The 17,337-nt window shown below is 60.5% G+C and carries 20 protein-coding genes; 10 read left to right on the top strand and 10 right to left on the bottom strand.

What is annotated here, in order from left to right; translation table 11 throughout:
• A complete protein-coding gene (tsaA, locus tag HGP17_RS17965) occupies positions 1-531 on the top strand; it encodes a tRNA (N6-threonylcarbamoyladenosine(37)-N6)-methyltransferase TrmO (RefSeq protein ID WP_168811401.1) in 531 nt (176 codons plus the stop codon).
• Positions 532-584: 53 nt separating this feature from the next.
• Here tsaA and HGP17_RS17970 read toward each other — a convergent pair whose 3' ends face one another.
• From HGP17_RS17970 to HGP17_RS17980, 3 genes are all read right to left on the bottom strand, one after another.
• Complete coding sequence (locus tag HGP17_RS17970; protein ID WP_168811404.1) at positions 585-794, bottom strand: molybdopterin-binding protein; 210 nt, start codon at positions 792-794, stop codon at positions 585-587.
• Positions 795-960: 166 nt separating this feature from the next.
• The gene (betC, locus tag HGP17_RS17975) at positions 961-2,475 is read right to left on the bottom strand and encodes a choline-sulfatase (RefSeq protein ID WP_168811406.1); all 1,515 of its coding nucleotides are present in this window, start codon (positions 2,473-2,475) and stop codon (positions 961-963) included.
• A gap of 20 nt (positions 2,476-2,495) precedes the next feature.
• Positions 2,496-3,428 carry a choline ABC transporter substrate-binding protein gene (locus HGP17_RS17980; RefSeq protein WP_168811979.1) on the bottom strand — a complete coding sequence of 311 codons (933 nt, stop codon included), beginning with the start codon at positions 3,426-3,428 and terminating at the stop codon, positions 2,496-2,498.
• A 113-nt stretch (positions 3,429-3,541) separates the two neighbouring features.
• On the opposite strand from HGP17_RS17980, the gene HGP17_RS17985 reads away from it, so the two are divergent.
• Positions 3,542-4,444 (top strand): LysR family transcriptional regulator, encoded by a 903-nt coding sequence (locus tag HGP17_RS17985; RefSeq protein WP_168811409.1) that lies wholly within the window; start codon positions 3,542-3,544, stop codon positions 4,442-4,444.
• Between the two features lie 10 nt (positions 4,445-4,454).
• Here the strand turns inward: HGP17_RS17985 and otsA are convergent, their stop codons facing one another.
• The gene (otsA, locus tag HGP17_RS17990; RefSeq protein ID WP_168811411.1) at positions 4,455-5,831 is read right to left on the bottom strand and encodes an alpha,alpha-trehalose-phosphate synthase (UDP-forming); all 1,377 of its coding nucleotides are present in this window, start codon (positions 5,829-5,831) and stop codon (positions 4,455-4,457) included.
• A 49-nt stretch (positions 5,832-5,880) separates the two neighbouring features.
• Entirely contained in the window at positions 5,881-6,675 is a 795-nt protein-coding gene (gene otsB, locus HGP17_RS17995; protein WP_168811413.1) for a trehalose-phosphatase, read from the bottom strand.
• A gap of 589 nt (positions 6,676-7,264) precedes the next feature.
• Between otsB and HGP17_RS18000 the strand changes: the two genes are divergently transcribed.
• A complete protein-coding gene (locus tag HGP17_RS18000; RefSeq protein ID WP_168811436.1) occupies positions 7,265-8,080 on the top strand; it encodes a class II glutamine amidotransferase in 816 nt (271 codons plus the stop codon).
• Here the strand turns inward: HGP17_RS18000 and coaBC are convergent.
• On the bottom strand, positions 8,067-9,278 hold the full coding sequence (coaBC, locus tag HGP17_RS18005; RefSeq protein ID WP_168811438.1) for a bifunctional phosphopantothenoylcysteine decarboxylase/phosphopantothenate--cysteine ligase CoaBC: 1,212 nt from the start codon (positions 9,276-9,278) through the stop codon (positions 8,067-8,069). The genes HGP17_RS18000 and coaBC overlap by 14 nt on opposite strands.
• A gap of 213 nt (positions 9,279-9,491) precedes the next feature.
• On the opposite strand from coaBC, the gene HGP17_RS18010 reads away from it, so the two are divergent.
• Complete coding sequence (locus tag HGP17_RS18010; protein ID WP_205926041.1) at positions 9,492-9,938, top strand: ester cyclase; 447 nt, start codon at positions 9,492-9,494, stop codon at positions 9,936-9,938.
• Between the two features lie 146 nt (positions 9,939-10,084).
• Here HGP17_RS18010 and HGP17_RS18015 read toward each other — a convergent pair whose 3' ends face one another.
• Positions 10,085-10,849 carry an SDR family oxidoreductase gene (locus tag HGP17_RS18015; protein WP_168811442.1) on the bottom strand — a complete coding sequence of 255 codons (765 nt, stop codon included), beginning with the start codon at positions 10,847-10,849 and terminating at the stop codon, positions 10,085-10,087.
• Positions 10,850-10,968: 119 nt separating this feature from the next.
• Here HGP17_RS18015 and HGP17_RS18020 point away from each other — a divergent pair, with 119 nt between their 5' ends.
• A complete protein-coding gene (locus HGP17_RS18020; RefSeq protein ID WP_168811444.1) occupies positions 10,969-11,871 on the top strand; it encodes a LysR family transcriptional regulator in 903 nt (300 codons plus the stop codon).
• On the opposite strand, the gene HGP17_RS18025 is transcribed toward HGP17_RS18020, so the two are convergent.
• Positions 11,872-12,747: a LysR family transcriptional regulator gene (locus tag HGP17_RS18025; RefSeq protein WP_168811446.1), complete on the bottom strand. Its 876-nt coding sequence runs from the start codon at positions 12,745-12,747 to the stop codon at positions 11,872-11,874.
• Between the two features lie 95 nt (positions 12,748-12,842).
• Between HGP17_RS18025 and HGP17_RS18030 the strand changes: the two genes are divergently transcribed.
• From HGP17_RS18030 to HGP17_RS18050, 5 genes are all read left to right on the top strand, one after another.
• Positions 12,843-14,126, top strand: coding sequence for an MFS transporter (locus HGP17_RS18030; protein WP_168811448.1), 1,284 nt, complete (start codon positions 12,843-12,845; stop codon positions 14,124-14,126).
• A gap of 14 nt (positions 14,127-14,140) precedes the next feature.
• A complete protein-coding gene (locus HGP17_RS18035; protein ID WP_168811450.1) occupies positions 14,141-14,527 on the top strand; it encodes a VOC family protein in 387 nt (128 codons plus the stop codon).
• 91 nt (positions 14,528-14,618) lie between these two features.
• A complete protein-coding gene (locus HGP17_RS18040; protein WP_168811452.1) occupies positions 14,619-14,960 on the top strand; it encodes a metalloregulator ArsR/SmtB family transcription factor in 342 nt (113 codons plus the stop codon).
• Positions 14,944-15,426: an SRPBCC domain-containing protein gene (locus HGP17_RS18045; protein WP_168811454.1), complete on the top strand. Its 483-nt coding sequence runs from the start codon at positions 14,944-14,946 to the stop codon at positions 15,424-15,426. Before HGP17_RS18040 ends, HGP17_RS18045 begins: the two co-directional genes overlap by 17 nt.
• A 5-nt stretch (positions 15,427-15,431) precedes the next feature.
• Entirely contained in the window at positions 15,432-15,836 is a 405-nt protein-coding gene (locus tag HGP17_RS18050) for a GFA family protein (protein ID WP_168811456.1), read from the top strand.
• An 8-nt stretch (positions 15,837-15,844) separates the two neighbouring features.
• Here HGP17_RS18050 and HGP17_RS18055 read toward each other — a convergent pair whose 3' ends face one another.
• Entirely contained in the window at positions 15,845-16,513 is a 669-nt protein-coding gene (locus tag HGP17_RS18055) for a hypothetical protein (protein ID WP_168811459.1), read from the bottom strand.
• Positions 16,514-16,614: 101 nt separating this feature from the next.
• Complete coding sequence (locus tag HGP17_RS18060) at positions 16,615-17,319, bottom strand: DUF2185 domain-containing protein (protein ID WP_168811461.1); 705 nt, start codon at positions 17,317-17,319, stop codon at positions 16,615-16,617.
• Between the last annotated feature and the right edge of the window lie 18 nt (positions 17,320-17,337).

Here is a 17,337-nt window from a genome sequence, read left to right on the forward strand (position 1 = left end):
ATGGTTCGGGAGAACGAAATTCGTGAAAACGAGGTGGTTGTCGAGGCGCCAGAGGCATCCGACGCCGGGCTCGCCTTCATCGGCCGTATTTCGACGCCATGGACATCGCGCATGGAAACGCCGCGCCAGGGGCGACATGACGGCCCGATCTGCCGGATCGAGATTTTCGAGCCCTGGGTGCTGGCCCTGACCGGGGTCGATGCTTTCGAGCGGCTTGAAGTTCTTTATTGGCTGGACCGGTCCCGACGGGATCTGGTGCTGCAAAGCCCGGCCAGAAACGGCAAGGTGCATGGCACTTTCTCGCTACGCTCGCCGGTGCGGCCCAACCCCATCGGCACATCCATCGTGAAACTGGAAGCTGTCGAGGGGAATGTGTTGCTGGTGCGCGGTCTCGATTGCCTCGATGGCACGCCGCTACTCGACCTGAAGCCGGATCGCACTCTGTTCAAACCGATCGCGCCGCCGCAGTCCGGTGATTTCCAGACCGGCGACGGCGAGACGGCGCATTACTGCCAGAAGCGCGATGCTTAGAGTGTTCGCGCAATTCCAGCCGGAAACCGTTTCGCAGTTTTCCCGGAATTGCTTTAGTCGACGGCGACCATCACGTCGGATGCCTTGATGACGGCATAGGCGGAGGAGCCTACCGTCAGGCCCAGTTCGTCGACGGCCTCATTGGTGATCGAAGAGGTGACGATCGAGCCGTTGCCGATATCGATGCGGACATGCGCCGTAGTCGCACCCTTGGTGACTTCGACGACCTTGCCCTTGAGGCGGTTTCTCGCGCTGATTTTCATGGATATTCTCCCTTTTTAGAGCAACTCCAGGAAAAGCGCGTAGCGGTTTTCCGTCCGGAATTGCGTGAAAGCAAAGAGATAGAGCGGTTCAGAGTTTCCGTGAAAAACTGAACCGCTCTAACCGGCGCGACCATACCGCCTCAACTGGCGATGGGCTACCGAAATCCTATTCGCCTCGCGGATAGCGCTGGTTCTCTTCGAGCACGTTGAGGTCCATGTGATTGCGCATGTACCGCTCCGATGCTTTCTGCAGTGGCTGATAATCCCACGGATAATAGGCGCCGTTGCGCAGCGCGGTGTAAACAACCCATCGACGTGCCTGGCTTTCACGCACGGCGGCATCGAAGTTTGCGAGGTTCCAGCGCTCCATGGCCTGCGCCGTCAACCGATTGAGTGTTTCGGCATAGGCAGGATCGCGCGCGAGATTGGTCAATTCTTTCGGGTCCGCGTCGATGTCGAAAAGCATCGGCGGATCCAGCTCGCAAAGGGTCAGCTTGTAGCGGCCGTCACGCAGCCCCACGAGCGGCGCTTCGGAGCCTTCGGCCGCATATTCCATCGGCACAGGGCTGCGGCTTCCGGTGTTCAGAGCAAGAGGCGTCAGGTCTTCGCCGTCGGTCCAGCGGCGCAGCGAGGCAATGTCGATCCCGGCGAGAGCTGCCAGGGTCGGCGTCACGTCGAGCGTCGACACAGGCTGGTCGATCCGCTTCGGTTGCCATCCGGGGGCTGCGATCATCAGCGGCACGCGAGCCGAGCCCTCGAAGAAGTTCATCTTGAACCAGAGCCCGCGCTCGCCGAGCATATCGCCATGGTCGGAGACGAACACGACGATGGTATTGTCGGCCATGCGGCCGCGCTCGAGCGTTTCCAGGATCTCGCCAATCTTCTCGTCGACGTAGGAGATATTGGCAAAATAGCCGCGCCGAGCCCGGCGGATTTGCTCCGGCGTGATGTCGAAGGCGGTGTGGTCGCATGCCTTCATCAGCCGCTGCGAATGCGGATCCTGCTGATTAAAGGGAATTTCGCCGACTTGCGGGTCGAGCGCCGGGCAATCTTCGTAAAGATCCCAGAAGCGACGGCGCGCGACGTAGGGATCATGCGGATGGGTGAAGCTGACCGTCAGGCACCAGGGCCTTTCATCTTGGCGGCGGGAGAGATCGTAAAGCTTGCGGTTGGCGTGATAGGCAACCTCGTCGTCATATTCCATCTGGTTGGTGATCTCGGCCGTGCCCGCGCCAGTCACCGAGCCGAGATTGTGGTACCACCAGTCGATGCGCTCGCCGGGCTTCGTGTAGTCCGGCGTCCAGCCGAAATCGGCCGGATAGATGTCTGTCGTCAGTCGCTCTTCGAAGCCGTGCATCTGGTCGGGGCCGACAAAGTGCATCTTGCCCGAAAGCGCCGTCTGATAGCCGGCTGTACGCAGGTGATGCGCGAAGGTCGGAATATCAGAGCAGAATTCGGCGGCGTTGTCGTAGACGCGCGTGCGGCTCGGCAACTGCCCGGACATAAAGGAGGCGCGCGCCGGCGCGCAGAGCGGGCTTGCCGTGTAGCTGTTGGCAAAGCGCACGGAGCGCTTTGCCAAAGCTTTCAGGACCGGAGCATGCAGAAATTCGGCCGGGCCGTCGGGAAAGAATGTCCCGTTGAACTGATCGACCATGAGGATGAGGATATTCGGACGGGACATCTGAACGTCTTTCGCAGAAATTAGAGGCCGATGGCCGCTTTGACGGCATCGAGGCCGGGCTTGCCGTCCATAGTGGTGACGCCGGAAAGCCAAGGCGTCAAGGCATCCGGATGCGCCTTCAGCCAGGCCGTGGCTGCGTCCTTGGCGCTGTCGCCACCGAGGATGGAGCCCATCAGCGAATTTTCCATGCCGATGTCGAAGGTCAGGTTATGGAAGAGCTTGGCGGCATTCGGGCATTGGGCGGCCCAGCCGGTGCGTGCCAGCGTATAGACTTCGGCGCCACCGTAATTCGCGCCGAAATAGGCGTCGCCGCCGGAGAGATAGGCGATCTTGAAGCGCTCGTTCATGGGGTGCGGCGCCCAGGCGAGGAAGACGATCGCTTGCTTGTCCTTGGACGCGCGCTCGACTTGCGACAGCATGGCCTGTTCGCTCGACTCGACAAGCTCCCAGCCCTTCAGGCCAAAGTCGTTGGCGTCGATCATCTTCTGTATATTGGCATTGGCCGGCGCACCCGGCTCGATGCCGTAAATCTTGCGGCCGAAATCATCGCCATGTTTCTGCAGGTCGGCAAAGTCCTTGATGCCCTTGTCGGCAACATAGGTCGGGACAGCGAGCGTGAACTTCGCGCCCTGCAGATTGCGGTTCAGCACCTCGGCTGCCTTCGCCTTGTTGAGATCGTCAACGAAGGCCTTCTGCGCCGGCATCCAGTTGCCGAGGAACACGTCGACCTCGCCCGTCTTCATGGCCTGGTAGCCGATCGGCACCGAGAGTGTCTTGATGTCGGGCTCGTAGCCGAGCGCGGTCAGCAGGACGCCGGTCACGCCATTGGTCGACGTGATGTCGGTCCAGCCGGGGTCCGACATATGGATGGTCTTGCAGCTGTCGCCATCGGCCCGGGCAATGCCGGCAAAGGAAAAGACGGAAAGAAGAGCGCCGGCGGTGAGCCGACCCATTGCAGACATGCGCATGACGATGTTCCCTCTTGTTATTGGATTATTTTATTGAACATCACTAGAGTTGAGCTTGTGAAGCAGGCATTTTTCGATGGATCCCAAAAGGAAATTTTATGGCTGAGCGTTTGGTCGATCTTGGCTGGCTGCGGATATTTTTGGAAGTCGGGCGTTCGGGCAGTCTGTCCGCCGCCGCATCGGTGCTTGGGCTGACGCAACCCGCCGTCAGCTACCAGATTCGTCGCATCGAGGAGCAGATGGGTGTCTCCTTGTTTCTCCGTCAGCATCGCGGCGTCGAGCTTTCGCCGGAAGGGCAGCGGCTCTTCGAGATCGTCGAGAAATCCGTCGGCGGCGTCGACAATCTGGTGCGCAGTTTCCGTCTGGAGGCGGAGCGCCCGTCCGTTCGCCTGCGCACGGATTATGCCTTTTCCGCGCTGTGGCTGATCCCGCGCATGCATGCGTTCCGCCTGCTCCATCCCGAAGTCGATATTCAGATCGTCGCCACGCAGCGGCTGGATCGCGGCGCACCGGCAAGCGGAGATATTGCCGTCTTCTTCGGCACGCGTGACGAGTTCGGTGCTGCGGCGACCCTGCTTCTGCCGGAAAAGGTTGTGCCGATCTGCACCAAGGGATTTGCCGAGCGACACGGCCCTTTCACCGGCCCCTCGCAGCTTGCGGCCACGACGCTCGTCCATCTCGATTCGGAGACACCATCGCCCTGGTTCGACTGGGAGAGCTATTTTGCGGGCTTCGGCATCGCCCGTGATGCCTATGCCGGCCGCGGCGATCTGCGCTTCAATACCTATTCGCTGGTCGTGCAGGCGGCGCTCAGCGAGCAAGGTGTTGCCATCGGCTGGATGGGCCTAGTCGATTCCCTGCTGGCCGCTCGCACGCTGGTGACGGCCGGCCCGATCTTGGAGGCGCCGGAGCGCGGTTACTGGCTGTTGCCGCCGGCCTCCGCAAATCCGGAGGCGGAGCAATTGGCGCAATGGCTGCTTTCGGAGGCGGCGGTCGTTTAGCCGCCAACGCCTACTCGGCCGTAAGATCGGCAAGAAATGTTTCGCACCAGTGCAACACGTCGTTTTCCAGCAGGTAATCCATCATGCCGCGCCAGCGCTCCTGCCGTTCCTGCAGCGGCATGTTGACCGCACGCGCCAAGGCATTGGCCGTGCCGTCGACATCATAGGGATTAACCAGCAGAGCGCCGTCGAGCTTTCGCGCTGCACCGGCAAACCGTGACAGCACGAGCACGCCAGGGTTTTCCGGGTCCTGTGCCGCGACATATTCCTTTGCCACCAGATTCATGCCATCTCGCAGCGGTGTCACCAGGCCGACTTTGGCGAGCCTGTAGAGACCGGCCAGGATCGGACGGCTGATTGAGCGGTTGATATAGCGGATCGGCACCCAGTCCACAGTGCCGATGGCTCCGTTCACCCGTCCGGCCTGCTCGGCGACGGCATTCTGCATCGCCTCATATTCGGGCACCTCCGAGCGTGATTTCGGGGTGATCTGCAGATAGGTGACGGTCCGTTGATGGGCGGGATTGTTGGTGATGAAGCGCTCGAAGGCATCGATGCGCTGGGTGATGCCTTTAGAGTAGTCCAGCCGGTCGACACCAAGGATGAGGTCACGGCCCTCGATGCTCTGTCGCATCTTCTGCACCATGCTGTGCGACGCTGCCTTGCGGGCAAAGTTGGCGAAAGCCGCCGTTTCGATACCGATGGCATAAGCGCCGCCGCGGAAATCGTGGCCATGAGCGCTAAAGTGACCAGGGCTTTTTTCGATGCCGATACCCTCGCGCTTCAGGCAGCCCGCGAAGTTTTCGAGATCGTGATCCGTCTGGAAACCGAGCAGATCGTATGAGGAAAGACCGCGCATGATTTCCGCATGCACCGGCATGGCCAGCACCACGTCGGCCGGTGGCCACGGAATGTGCAGGAAGAAGCCGATGCGGTTCTTCAAGCCCATCTGTCTGAGTTCTGCGGCGAGCGGAATGAGATGGTAATCGTGAACCCAGATGATGTCGTCGGGCTCGATCAGCGGCGCAAGCCGATGGGCGAAAAAGCGGTTGACGCGGAAATAGCCGGTCATTTCCTTGCGGGCATATTCGGCAAGGTCCAGCCGGTAATGGCAGATCGGCCAGAGCACGCGGTTGGCAAAGCCCTGATAATATTCCTCGACATCGGTCTGTGTGAGATCGGTGAGGGCATAGGTGATATTGCCGTCCTGCGTCATCTGCAGCGGTTCCGGCTCGGCCTCGCCGCTCGATTTGCCGGACCAGCCCATCCAGATCCCGCCGCGTTCGGCAAGTGCAGCCTGCAGTGCCACGGCAAGGCCGCCGGCAGCTGCTGCGCCCTTATGGTCGGGCACGGACACGCGGTTGGAAACGATGATGAGTCGACTCACGAATTTTTCCTTTCGAGAAGGCCGGGGAGACACCGGGATGATCGGTGTATTACTTGATGAGCGTTCCCAGCACGTCCCTTAAACGCGCAGGCGAGCCAATGGATGCACGCGCCAGCGTTTTTCGGTCGTTCTCTCCGACCCGCACGGACTGGCCGCCAAGACGATTGGCGACGGCGAACATCGTTTCGTCCGTTACATCGTCGCCGATCGCGATCGGGCGGCGTCCTTCGAAAGGAGATTCGGCCAGAAATGCTTCGACGGCATGCCCCTTGCTGGCGTGAGATGGGCAGATTTCAATCACCATCTTGCCGTGCTGCAGGTTCCAGTCCGGACCGGCTTCCTCCAGATGGTGCTGCATGGCCTCATTGATCTCGGCCTGATAGGCCGGAGCATGCCGGAAATGAACCGCAACGGCGGCCCCCTTGTCCTCCACGATGGAGCCGGGCCAAGCTGCGGCTTCATGCTGGATGACCTGCTTCATCTCTTGAAAAGCCGGTGGAATATGCGCGCGCCGCAGCCGTCCGCCCGCATCACGCCGCTCCGCGCCATGCAGGCCTGCAACGGGAAAGCGGAACGGGGCGAACAATGGGTCGACGAATTCGATGGCGCGTCCCGTCACCAATGCCAGCGCACCGCCGAGTTGGCGAGAGATGGCGTGAAGCGCGCCGGGAAGATGGTCTGGCACGACGATCGCCTCCGGCCTTTCGGCCAGATCCAGCAAGGTTCCATCGATGTCGAGGAACAGAGCCCAGTCCTGCGGATACAATGAGAGTGCGGTAAGGGCAGGCTCTTTCAGCGGCCCCGGTTTGGCGTCACCCTGTTCGGGCTGTTCCTGAGAAGACATGCTGCATTAGCTAAGGCGCTGATCTCATTCGGCAAGGAAAAAAACGAATTTGCCGCAGCTCTGTACGGCAGCGATCAATAGCCACGATAACTTGAAATGCAAAAGGGGCCGCGCTAGCGACCCCCCATGAGCTTTGGCCCGTAACTGGCCTGAAGCGGCAAGCGCTTCGGGAAGGTGTTGATTAGTGCGAGGGCTGCCTCGCAAAGCTCACAACCATTTCCATGCCGTATACAAAGACCGAAATCTCACTAGACATTGGATCACCTTCCTTTCGTTACGTTTCAGACAAGATAAACGTAGCTCAAATCTGAGCCGATGCAAGGGCTTAACTTCCGAAGAGCTTCGCACTTATTGTCGCATCGACGACCTCATCTCGGCACAGCTGGACGAAAAGCCCTATGGCGCCGGGATTCACGAAGAAAATGTTGCGATGCAAAACGTGATCGGACGAAGCGTCAAATATCTGTCATCTTGCCTGCGTCGGCTGGGAAAATTAAGAGTTTATTACCCATTTCGCATAAACAATCGTCCAAGATTTGCCATTCTCCCGCGGGACAGGAAACACGGCGGGAATCGGAGTAGAAGACGCATGTGTCGCTGGGCAGCCTATCGTGGAGACCCCCTCTATCTGGAGGAGCTGGTGTCTTCGCCTGCCCACTCCCTGGTCGAGCAATCGCACTGCGCCACGCGCGCCAAAACGGCCACCAACGGCGATGGTTTCGGCATTGCCTGGTATGGGGATCGGCCGGAGCCCGGGCGCTACCGCGATATCCTGCCGGCCTGGTCCGACTGCAATCTAAAGAGCCTGGCGCGACAGATCCGCTCGCCGCTCTTTCTCGCTCATGTCCGCGCCGCGACCGGTGGCGGCACGCGGCGCGACAATTGCCATCCCTTTGTCTTCGAGAACTGGTCCTTCCAGCACAATGGCCAGATTTCCAATTTCGACCGCCTGCGCCGGCCGATGGAAGCCATCCTCGATGACCGGCTGTTTCATGCTCGCAGCGGCACGACGGATTCCGAGCTCCTGTTCCTGCTGGCACTGCATTTCGGCATGGCTTCAAACCCGATCTCCGCGATGGCCGAAACCATCGGCTTCGTCGAGGATCTTTCCCTGCAGCTGATCGACTCGGTGCTGGTGCGCTTTACGGCGGCCTTCTCCGACGGCAAGTCGCTGTACGCCATCCGTTACGCGACAGACCGCAAGGCGCCGACGCTCTATGCCTCGCCTGTCGGGTCCGGCAATTGCATCGTTTCAGAGCCCTTGAACGACGATGTCGATGCCTGGCACGAAATCCCCGACGGCAGCGCTGTCGTGATCGACGATACCGGCGTCCACGTGACACCTTTCCAGCCGCAAGAGCGTGCGCGCGTTGAGCGAGAAGCGGTGACGGCTATCCCTGCTTGAATCGTGTGGCGACGAGGGACGCGAGCCTGGTCGCCACCTCATCCTTGTCAAGATCGGGCCACTGTTCGACGCCGGCATGGCTGATGATCTTCACGCGGTTTCGCGTGCCGCCCATGATGCCGGTTGCGGGCGAGACGTCGTTGGCAACGATGAAGTCTGCGCCCTTGCGCTCCAGCTTGGCGCGGGCATTGCTCTCGACATCCTGTGTTTCGGCGGCAAAGCCGATGACGAGTTTCGGTCGCTGCGTGTGATGGCCGACGGTCTTCAGAATGTCGGGGTTTTCCGTGAGCGCCAGCGTCGGGATCGACTCGCCCGGATGCTTCTTGATCTTCTGGTCCGATGCCGAGGCGACACGCCAGTCCGCCACCGCCGCCACCATCACGGCGACATCGGCGGGAAGAGCCGCAAGCACGGCGTCGCGCATTTCGTCCGCCCGTTCGACATGCACGACATTGACGCCGGCCGGATCGGGTATGGTGACGGGGCCGGAGACGAGAGTGACATCGGCGCCGAGGCCTGCAAGCGCTGCCGCAATGGCGTGGCCTTGTCGTCCGGACGAACGGTTGGCGATGTACCGCACGGGGTCGATCGGCTCATGCGTCGGCCCGGACGTGACGATCACCTTCTTGCCGGCAAGCGGCTTGGCGCCGTCATCCAGCCGTCTCTCGGCGGCCGCGACGATATCGAGTGGCTCGGCCATCCGACCAGCGCCGGCTTCTCCGCTTTCGGCCATCTCGCCGGTCATGGGGCCGATAAAAACGATGCCATCGCCGCGCAAGGTGTCGACGTTGCGCCTGGTCGCCGCATGTGCCCACATCTTCGGGTTCATGGCGGGGGCGGCAAGCACGGGTCGATCTGTCGCGAGCAGGATCGTGGAGGCGAGATCGTCCGCAAGCCCGTTGGCCATTTTGGCGAGCAGATCGGCAGTCGCCGGTGCGATCAGCACGAGATCGCAGTCGCGTGCCAGTCTTATGTGGCCGACATCCTGCTCGTCCTGACGTGAAAACAGATCGGTGAAGACATGATCAGCCGCCAGCGCGCCGACAGCAAGCGGCGTGATGAATTCTTGTGCGCCCGAAGTCATGACGGGCCGCACGCTTGCGCCGCGCTCTCGCAATCGGCGAATGAGGTCGAGGCTCTTATAAGCCGCGATCCCGCCGGAGATGATGAGAAGGATGCGCTTTCCTGCGAGAACCATGCCTGAACCCGTCGCCTGTTCTTTTGTCGATTAGCCTAAGCCTTTGGTGTGTCATAGGCAATCGCGGCATTCTTTCAATACGGTTGTTGGCCGTCCTTTCGCGCTGTTTCCGGCAGAGTTCACGATGGCCTCACGCCCTTGTCATTTGCGCGGACCCTTGGCCTCGACAAAGGTGAACACGTTAACGACCAAAGGAGCAACGCCTTGAAACTGATGAAAGTCGCGATGATCGCCCTGCCAATCCTGGCCGCCGCCATGCCGGCCTTCGCCGAGCGTGCCTACTCGCCGCAAGAGCAGAAGAACAAGGAGATCGTTCTGGATTTCTATCAGAAGGCGCTGAACGACAAGGATTTCGACGCGGCCTCCCAATATCTCGGAAAGTACATCCAGCACAATCCGATGGCCGCCGATGGTCCTGAAGGCTTGCGTGGTTTCCTCGAGTACCTGAAGAAGAACTATCCGCAGTCGAAGAGCGAGATCAAGCGCGTGATGGTCGATGGCGATTATGTGATCCTGCGAGTCCATACCGTGCGCCAGCCCGGCGACCGTGGCAGCGCTATCGTCGATATCTTCCGGGTCGAGGACAACAAGATCCAGGAACACTGGGATTCGGTGCAACCGATCCCCGAGACGTCGAAGAACAGCAACACGATGTTCTGATGGTAACGGCCGCACGTCAGTTCTGTGGCCCGTCCTTGTCCTTTCACATCGTTCCGGCAGGTTGATCCCGCAACCAGTTCATGTTTTGCGGGATCATGTCCATCCTCCGAAGTGGCCGGCGCGATCGTTGCGTCGGCAAGCCGCAATCAGGTGCGCGTAATCGAAAGGCCACCATCGACGAGCGAAGCCGTGCCGCTGACGAAGCTTGCGTCATCGGAAGCGAGGTACAAGACTGAGCGGGCAACTTCTTCAGGACCGGCAACGCGCTTCAGCGCATGCAGATTGGTGATGAACGCCTGCTTCTCCGCGGTATCGTTCATTTCGCGATACATATCGGTATCGACGGCACCCGGCAGCACGGCGTTGACGCGCACATTCTGCGGGCCAAATTCGGCTGCCAGCGTCTGTGTGAGGCCGATCAGGCCGGATTTGCTGGCGGCATAGGCGGCAACGCCGGGGAAGCTGACGGTGTAGCCGACAAAGGTCGACGTAAAGATCACCGAACCGCCGCCGTGCTTGACCATTTCACCAATCTGGTGCTTCGCGGCCAGGAACGATGCGGTAAGGTTGATCGTCAATGCGTCGGCAAAGCCTGCTTCCGAAACCTCTGTGCTTGGGCCGGCCTCGCCGAGCGTGCCGGCATTGTTGAAGGCAATATCGAGCTTGCCGTATTTCTCGACGGCAAGGGCGACCAGCGCCTTGTGGTAATCTTCCGAGCGTACGTCGCCGGCCAGTGCGGCAGCTTCGCCGCCGGCAGCCTTGATTTCGTCGACAAGGCTTTCCAGCTCTGCCGCCCGGCGAGCACCGACGATAATCTTGGCGCCTTCAGCGGCAAACAGCTTCGCGGTGGTGCGGCCGATGCCGGAGCTTGCGCCGGTAACGATTGCGACTTTTCCATTCAAGCGGTTCATTGTTCCATCTCCTGTGTGAGGACATATGTTTCGGTTTGTCCGATACGTGGAAGATGGCCTTTTCCGATCGTTCGGATTAGTCTGTAGATAATGGAATTCGAATTCGGAATTGCCGAACGATGTTGAAAATCGAAGGGATTGCGACGTTTGTGACCGTAGCAGAGGCCGGCTCGATCAGCGAGGCGGCGCGGCGTCTGCGCCTGTCGAAATCTGTCGTCAGCGAGCGCCTCTCGGAAATGGAGAAGGCGCTGGGGGCAACCTTGCTTCACCGCACGACCCGCAAACTGACTCTCACGGAGGATGGCGCCGCCTTCCTTCAGCGCGCGACCCGCATCGCGCAGGAGGTTCGCGAGGCAGCCGCCGATCTTGCAGAACGGCGCGGCACATTGATGGGGCCTCTGCGCATCGCCGCGCCCGTCACCTTCGGGCGCCTGCATCTGGGGCCGGCCCTCTATCCGTTTCTTGCCGAGCATCCTGAAATCGAGCTGACGCTCGATCTCGACGATCGCCGGGTCGATGCCGCCTCGGATGGCTATGATGCGATCATCCGTCATGGTCTGATTGCCGACTCGCGTCTCATCGCTTGGAAACTCGCCCGCAGCCGCCGTCTTCTCGTGGCATCGCCGGATTATCTCAGCTGTCAGGGCAAACCCGCGTCGCTCTCCGATCTCGAAGATCACCGCGGTATTTTTTATACCAATCGCGGCGTCGCCGACTGGCGTTTCGAGGGGCCGGATGGCGCTGTCGTCATTCGTGCGAAGCTGGCACTCGGGGTCAACAACGGCGATGTCCTTCACGATGCAGCGATCGCCGGGCTCGGCATTGCGTTGCTGCCGGCCTTCATCGCTGACCCCTCGGTCAAGCAGGGGCGGCTTGTTGAAATCGATGTCGGTTACCGGCCCGAGCCGGAATTCATCTTCATGGCCCATCCGGAGGGGCGTAACCCCTCGGCCAAACTCCGCGCGATGGCCGATCATCTGAAGAAGGCCTTTGGCGATCCGCCCTATTGGGAGAGGGGCTAGTTACGCTATCAGGCTCATGAGATTGGCAATAACGGGCGATCGCTGCGCCTTGAGGCTGGCAAGGCCGAGACGCGCCACGACGGACGGTCCGTCGATCGGCCGGTAGGCGACGCCATCGAGCTTGATCTGCGAGATGGAGGCCGGGACGATGGAAACGCCGAGATTGGCGGCGACGAGATTGACGACTGAAGGGATCTGAGGCGCCTCCTGCGTCACCACGAGGTCGAAGCCGGCTTCGCGGCAGGCCCCGACAATATCGTCGTAGAGGCTAAGACCCACCATGCGTGGGAAGAGAATGAAAGGCTCGCCCGCGAGCGCCGCGATCGGGACGCGTTCCTGACTTGCCAGCGGATGATGGGCCGGCAGTGCAATCAGCATCGGCTCGTCGGCAAAGCGCTTCAGCCGGACATCTCTGGGATCTTCGAAGCCGGGGCGAATGAAAGCCGCGTCGATCTCTCCGCGCATCAGCCGTTCCATCAGCGCATTGGTGTTCATCTCGGTCAGCGACAATCGCACCTCCGGCCAGTGTCCCCGAAACTCGCGGATGGTCGCCGTGACAATGGTGTTGAAGGCCGAAGATGCGGTGAACCCAAGTGAAAGACGTCCGATCTCACCCCGATTGGCGCGCTGTGCGGCAAGTTTTGCCTTTTCCGCCGCATCGACAGCCGCTCTCGCTTCAGTGAGGAAGGCCTCTCCGGCGGCCGTCAGTTCCGCACCATGCGGCACACGGTGGAACAGTTGTGCGCCCACCTCGTTTTCCAGATCCCGGATCTGCTGGCTGAGCGGCGGCTGGCCGATGCCGAGATTGGCGGCCGCGCGGGTGAAGTTCCCCACTTCCGCAAGCGCCAGAAAATAGCGGATATGACGTAGCTCCAACGCTATCTCCAAAAGCTATTGAGATTGCCTGTTCCATATATTGGACTAATGGAGGCGATCTGACTAGATTGAGACAAAGAAAGGTTGGGTGCCCCATGTCTCGCGCCGTTGGCAAGCAGGAAATCACTGCTTCCGAAGTTCCGTCAGGTCCCGAATTGACGCTCGTCAAGAGCGAGCCGCCGGTGGAGCCTCGCCAGTTCCTGACACGCGGCACGCCTGCCTTCCGCCGCGCCACCATCGCGCTTTTTCTCTCGGGCTTTGCCACCTTCTCGCTGCTCTATTGCGTGCAGCCGCTGATGCCGATCTTCTCTCAGGATTTCGGTGTCACGCCCGCCGCAAGCTCGCTGTCATTGTCGCTTTCCACCGGCTTCCTGGCTTTTGCGATCTTCGGCGCCGCCGCCGTTTCCGAAAGTCTCGGCCGCCGCAGTCTGATGTTCGTCTCGCTGCTCGGCGCGGCCATCTGTACGATCATCTGCGCGGTGTCTCCGAGCTGGCATATGCTGCTGGCCGTCCGTGCGCTCGAAGGCTTTCTTCTGGGCGGCGTGCCGGCTGTCGCCATGACCTATCTGGCTGAGGAAATCGAGCCGCGCGGCCTTGGCGGCGCCATGGGTCTCTATATCGCCGGCAACGCCTTTGGCGGCATGGCCGGTCGCGTCGTGACGGGGACGATCGCGGAATATCTGAGTTGGCGCCCGGCGCTGGCAACGGTCGGCATTCTCGGTCTGGTCGCCGCCGTCGGCTTTCTTTACCTGCTGCCGCCGTCGCGCAATTTCACCCCGCGCAAGGGCTTCGATGCCGGCTTTCACGTAAAGGCCTGGGGCGGTCACTTCGGCAATGCGGCGCTACCATTTCTCTTTGCCATCGCCTTTCTGGTCATGGGTTCTTTCGTCACGGTCTATAATTATGCCGGCTTCCGCCTCGTCGCCGCGCCTTATAATCTCAGCCAGACCGAGCTGGGCCTGATCTTCACCGCCTATCTCTTCGGCATCGTCGCTTCCTGGGCCGCAGGCCTCCTCGGTGATCGCATCGGCCATTTCATCGTGCTGCCGATCGGTGTGCTCATCGCAGCGGTCGGTGCGGCAGTGACGCTTTCCAGTTCGCTGCCGCTGATCATTCTCGGCATCGTCCTGGTGACGATCGGCTTCTTCATGGCTCATTCCGTCGCCAGTGCACTGGTGGGTCGGCTTGCCCGCGGCTTCAAGGGACACGCCTCCTCGCTCTACCTGCTGGCCTATTATCTCGGCTCCAGTATCGCCGGTTCGCTCGGCGGTTACTTCTGGCTTGCCGATGGCTGGAATGCCGTGGTTGCCTTCATCCTCATCATGCTTGCACTATGCCTCGTCAGCGCTCTGGCCGTTGCCAGGCTGGCGCGTCGCTGAGGCCGGAGGCTGCCATGATCCGCATCGACCATCTCGATCATCTGGTCCTCACGGTCGCGAGCATCGATGAGAGCTGCGATTTCTATGCACGCGTTCTCGGCATGGGTGTCGAAACCTTCGGGGAGGGCCGCAAGGCTCTGACCTTCGGCAACCAGAAGATCAACCTGCATCGCGCCGGCCACGAATTCGAGCCGAAAGCTGAACGGCCGACGCCGGGCTCGGCCGATCTCTGCTTCATCAGCGCCACGCCGCTCGATGATATCATCGCTCACTTGCAGACCGAGGGCGTCGCGATTGAGGAAGGCCCCGTGCGCCGGACCGGCGCAACCGGTCCGATTCTCTCGGTTTATTTCCGAGATCCGGATCAGAATCTGATCGAAGTATCCAACATCATTTCCTGAGATTGCTCGCCAGCCGCCGCTTCTTGACAGAGCATGATTACGGCCTATATTAAACCTATAAGTTAATTAACTTTATGGTTTAATGATCCGCATGGATACTTTGAGCATGACCCTCTCGGCCCTCGCCGATCCGACCCGCCGGGCAATCCTCGCGCGGTTGGCGACCGGCGAGGCATCCGTTTCCGAACTAGCCGAGCCTTTCGACATGTCGCTGGTCGCCGTCTCCAAGCATCTCAAGGTGCTGGAAAAGGCCGGCCTGATCTCGAAGGGTAGGGAGGCGCAATGGCGGCCCTGCCGGCTGGAGCCGAAGCCGCTGCGACAGGTGGATGACTGGCTGGAAGGCTACCGGCAGTTCTGGAACGACAATCTCGATCGCCTGGAAGCCTATGCAGCGCTATTGCAAAAGGGAGGAAAGAATGACCCCAGCAACTGAGGGCGGCAGCATGCGGCCGCCGCGCGAGATCGTGCTGACCCGCGATATTGCCGCGCCGCGCGCCCTGTTGTTTCGTCTCTGGACCGAGCCGGAACATCTGATGCGCTGGTGGGGACCGCAGACCACGAAGGCCTCATCGGTCTCCGTCGATCTGAGGGAGGGCGGCGCCTGGCGGCATTGCATTCTGACGCAGGAGGGCAAGGAGTATTGGAGCCACGGTCGCTATCTGGAGATCGTCCCGCCCGAGCGCCTCGTCTTTACCTTTGCCTGGGAGAACCAGGATGGAAAACCCGGCCACCCGATGCAGGTGACTGTGGAGTTTCAAGAGCTCGGCGAGAAGACACGCCTCGTCTTCCGCAAGGTCGAACTGCCCGATGATACCGAACTGAGATTGCAGACCGGCGGCTGGGAGCAGGCCCTCGACAAATATGTCGCCTACGCGGAAGCCACCTCAAGGGAAGGATGAGAGTGATGAAGAAGACCTATCATGGAAGCTGCCATTGCGGCGCCGTCGCTTACGAAGCTGATCTCGATCTGCAGGGCGGCACCTTCAAGTGCAACTGCTCGATCTGCAGGAAGAAGCGCAATTGGCTGGCTGTCGCCACGCCCGCCGATTTCCGCCTGACCTCGGGGGAGGGCAACATCAGCGAATATCAATTTGGCCCGCGCATCCTGCATCACCTCTTCTGCAAGACCTGCGGCATCAGCTCCTTCAACCAGGGGGAAAATCCCGCACTCGGCGGCAAATTTTACGCGATCAGCGTCAGCTGTCTGGACGACACCACCGACGAGGAACTCGCCTCGCTTCCCGTGGGCTATTTCGACGGCCGCGACGATCGCTACGATCGCGCGCCGGAGGAAACGCGCTATCTTTAGCGCGAGGCTTAGCTCTTGGTGGCCAACCAGATGACGTGACGCGCGCCTGTCTTGCCGTTGGCGCGCGTGTTGACCACCTCGGCCACAAAACCGCTATCGCGCAGGCGCTTCGTGAAGCGCTCATCGGGTCCTGAAGACCAGACGGCAAGAATGCCGCCGGGGCGAAGCGCATCGCGTGCCGCCTTCAGGCCCTGATAGTCGTATAGGCCGTCATTGGCCTCCGACGTAATGCCATCGGGACCATTATCGACGTCGAGCAGGATGGCATCGTAGGCCGCCTTGCGGGCACGGATAAGGGGGCGCACGTCGCCCTCATGAATGGCCACACGAGAATCATCGAGGCAGCCATCAAAGACCGTCGCCATCGGCCCGCGTGCCCAGGTCACGACGGCCGGAACCAGTTCCGCGACCGTAACCTTGGCGTCCGTGTCGAGTTCGCCTAAAGCCGCGCGCAAGGTAAAGCCCATGCCGAGGCCGCCGATCAGTATGTGCGGTGCCTTCCGGCCCTTGATTTTCTCACAGGAAAGCGTCGCAAGCGCGCGCTCGGAGCCGCTCAGGCGGCTGTTCATCAGCTCGTTGGTACCTAGCATGATGGAAAATTCCTGGCCGCGCTGCTTCAGCCGCAGCTCACCACCACCGGGGATTTTCGCAGTATCAAGTAACGTCCAGGGGATCACGGGCAACTCTCAGGGTCATTTCTGACCTCGGACCTTAACGGCTATCGGCGGTTCGGAATAGTCCGTTAAGCCATCCGTCGTAGCTTTCGGCGTCGTGGCACTTAGGGAGCCGGCACAAAGCTGTTGGTAACTGCATCGCGAGTAAAAACACTCCCGATCGGCGCATCGATAAGATGCAACCAGCTGCTATCGGCATTCAGGACGACACCGAGCGCCACATAAGAGACAGTGTCGGCAATTGCTTCCTCTCCAAAAGCCTCATCTCCGCGAATACGCCAGCCGCTGTCGGGAAATCGGTCATTTTCACGGATAAGATCCGGCTCCTCGCGATAGAGAAACTGAACACGCGATCGTTTTTCGATCACGCTCTTGTCAACGAGACAATGTTCCCAATACCCACAACGAGATCTTTCCGGAGCGATGACGGGGCCATCGCCGAGAAAATCGACCGCCACGACGTGATCTCGCTCAAAGGCAATTTGGGCACCAATGCTCAATTGCGGGATGTCGTAAGGATGATTGTCTATTATCCCAGTCATCGATAGGCCCGATATCGATGATATCCTGGCCCATAACCTCTCAGCACTACAAATGGGGCTAGGTGGGATACTTCGTACAATAAGCTTGGCAAAGTCCCCGGGCTTCAGGGCGTCCAGTTCCTCGTCGAGAGGCAAAAAGAATGTGTAGGGCGCCTCATCTGCTATCGGTCGAGGGTCATCGAGTTCGATGCTCCCAAACTGCCGCCGCCATGATTTGAGGAACGCGGTGTAAATTCCATCCAGCGTTCCGCGGCGGCAATCAGGCAAATTTTGTCTCCAACTGTC

Origin of the sequence: Rhizobium sp. P38BS-XIX (assembly GCF_012641435.1) — a bacterium.
Lineage (GTDB): Bacteria > Pseudomonadota > Alphaproteobacteria > Rhizobiales > Rhizobiaceae > Rhizobium.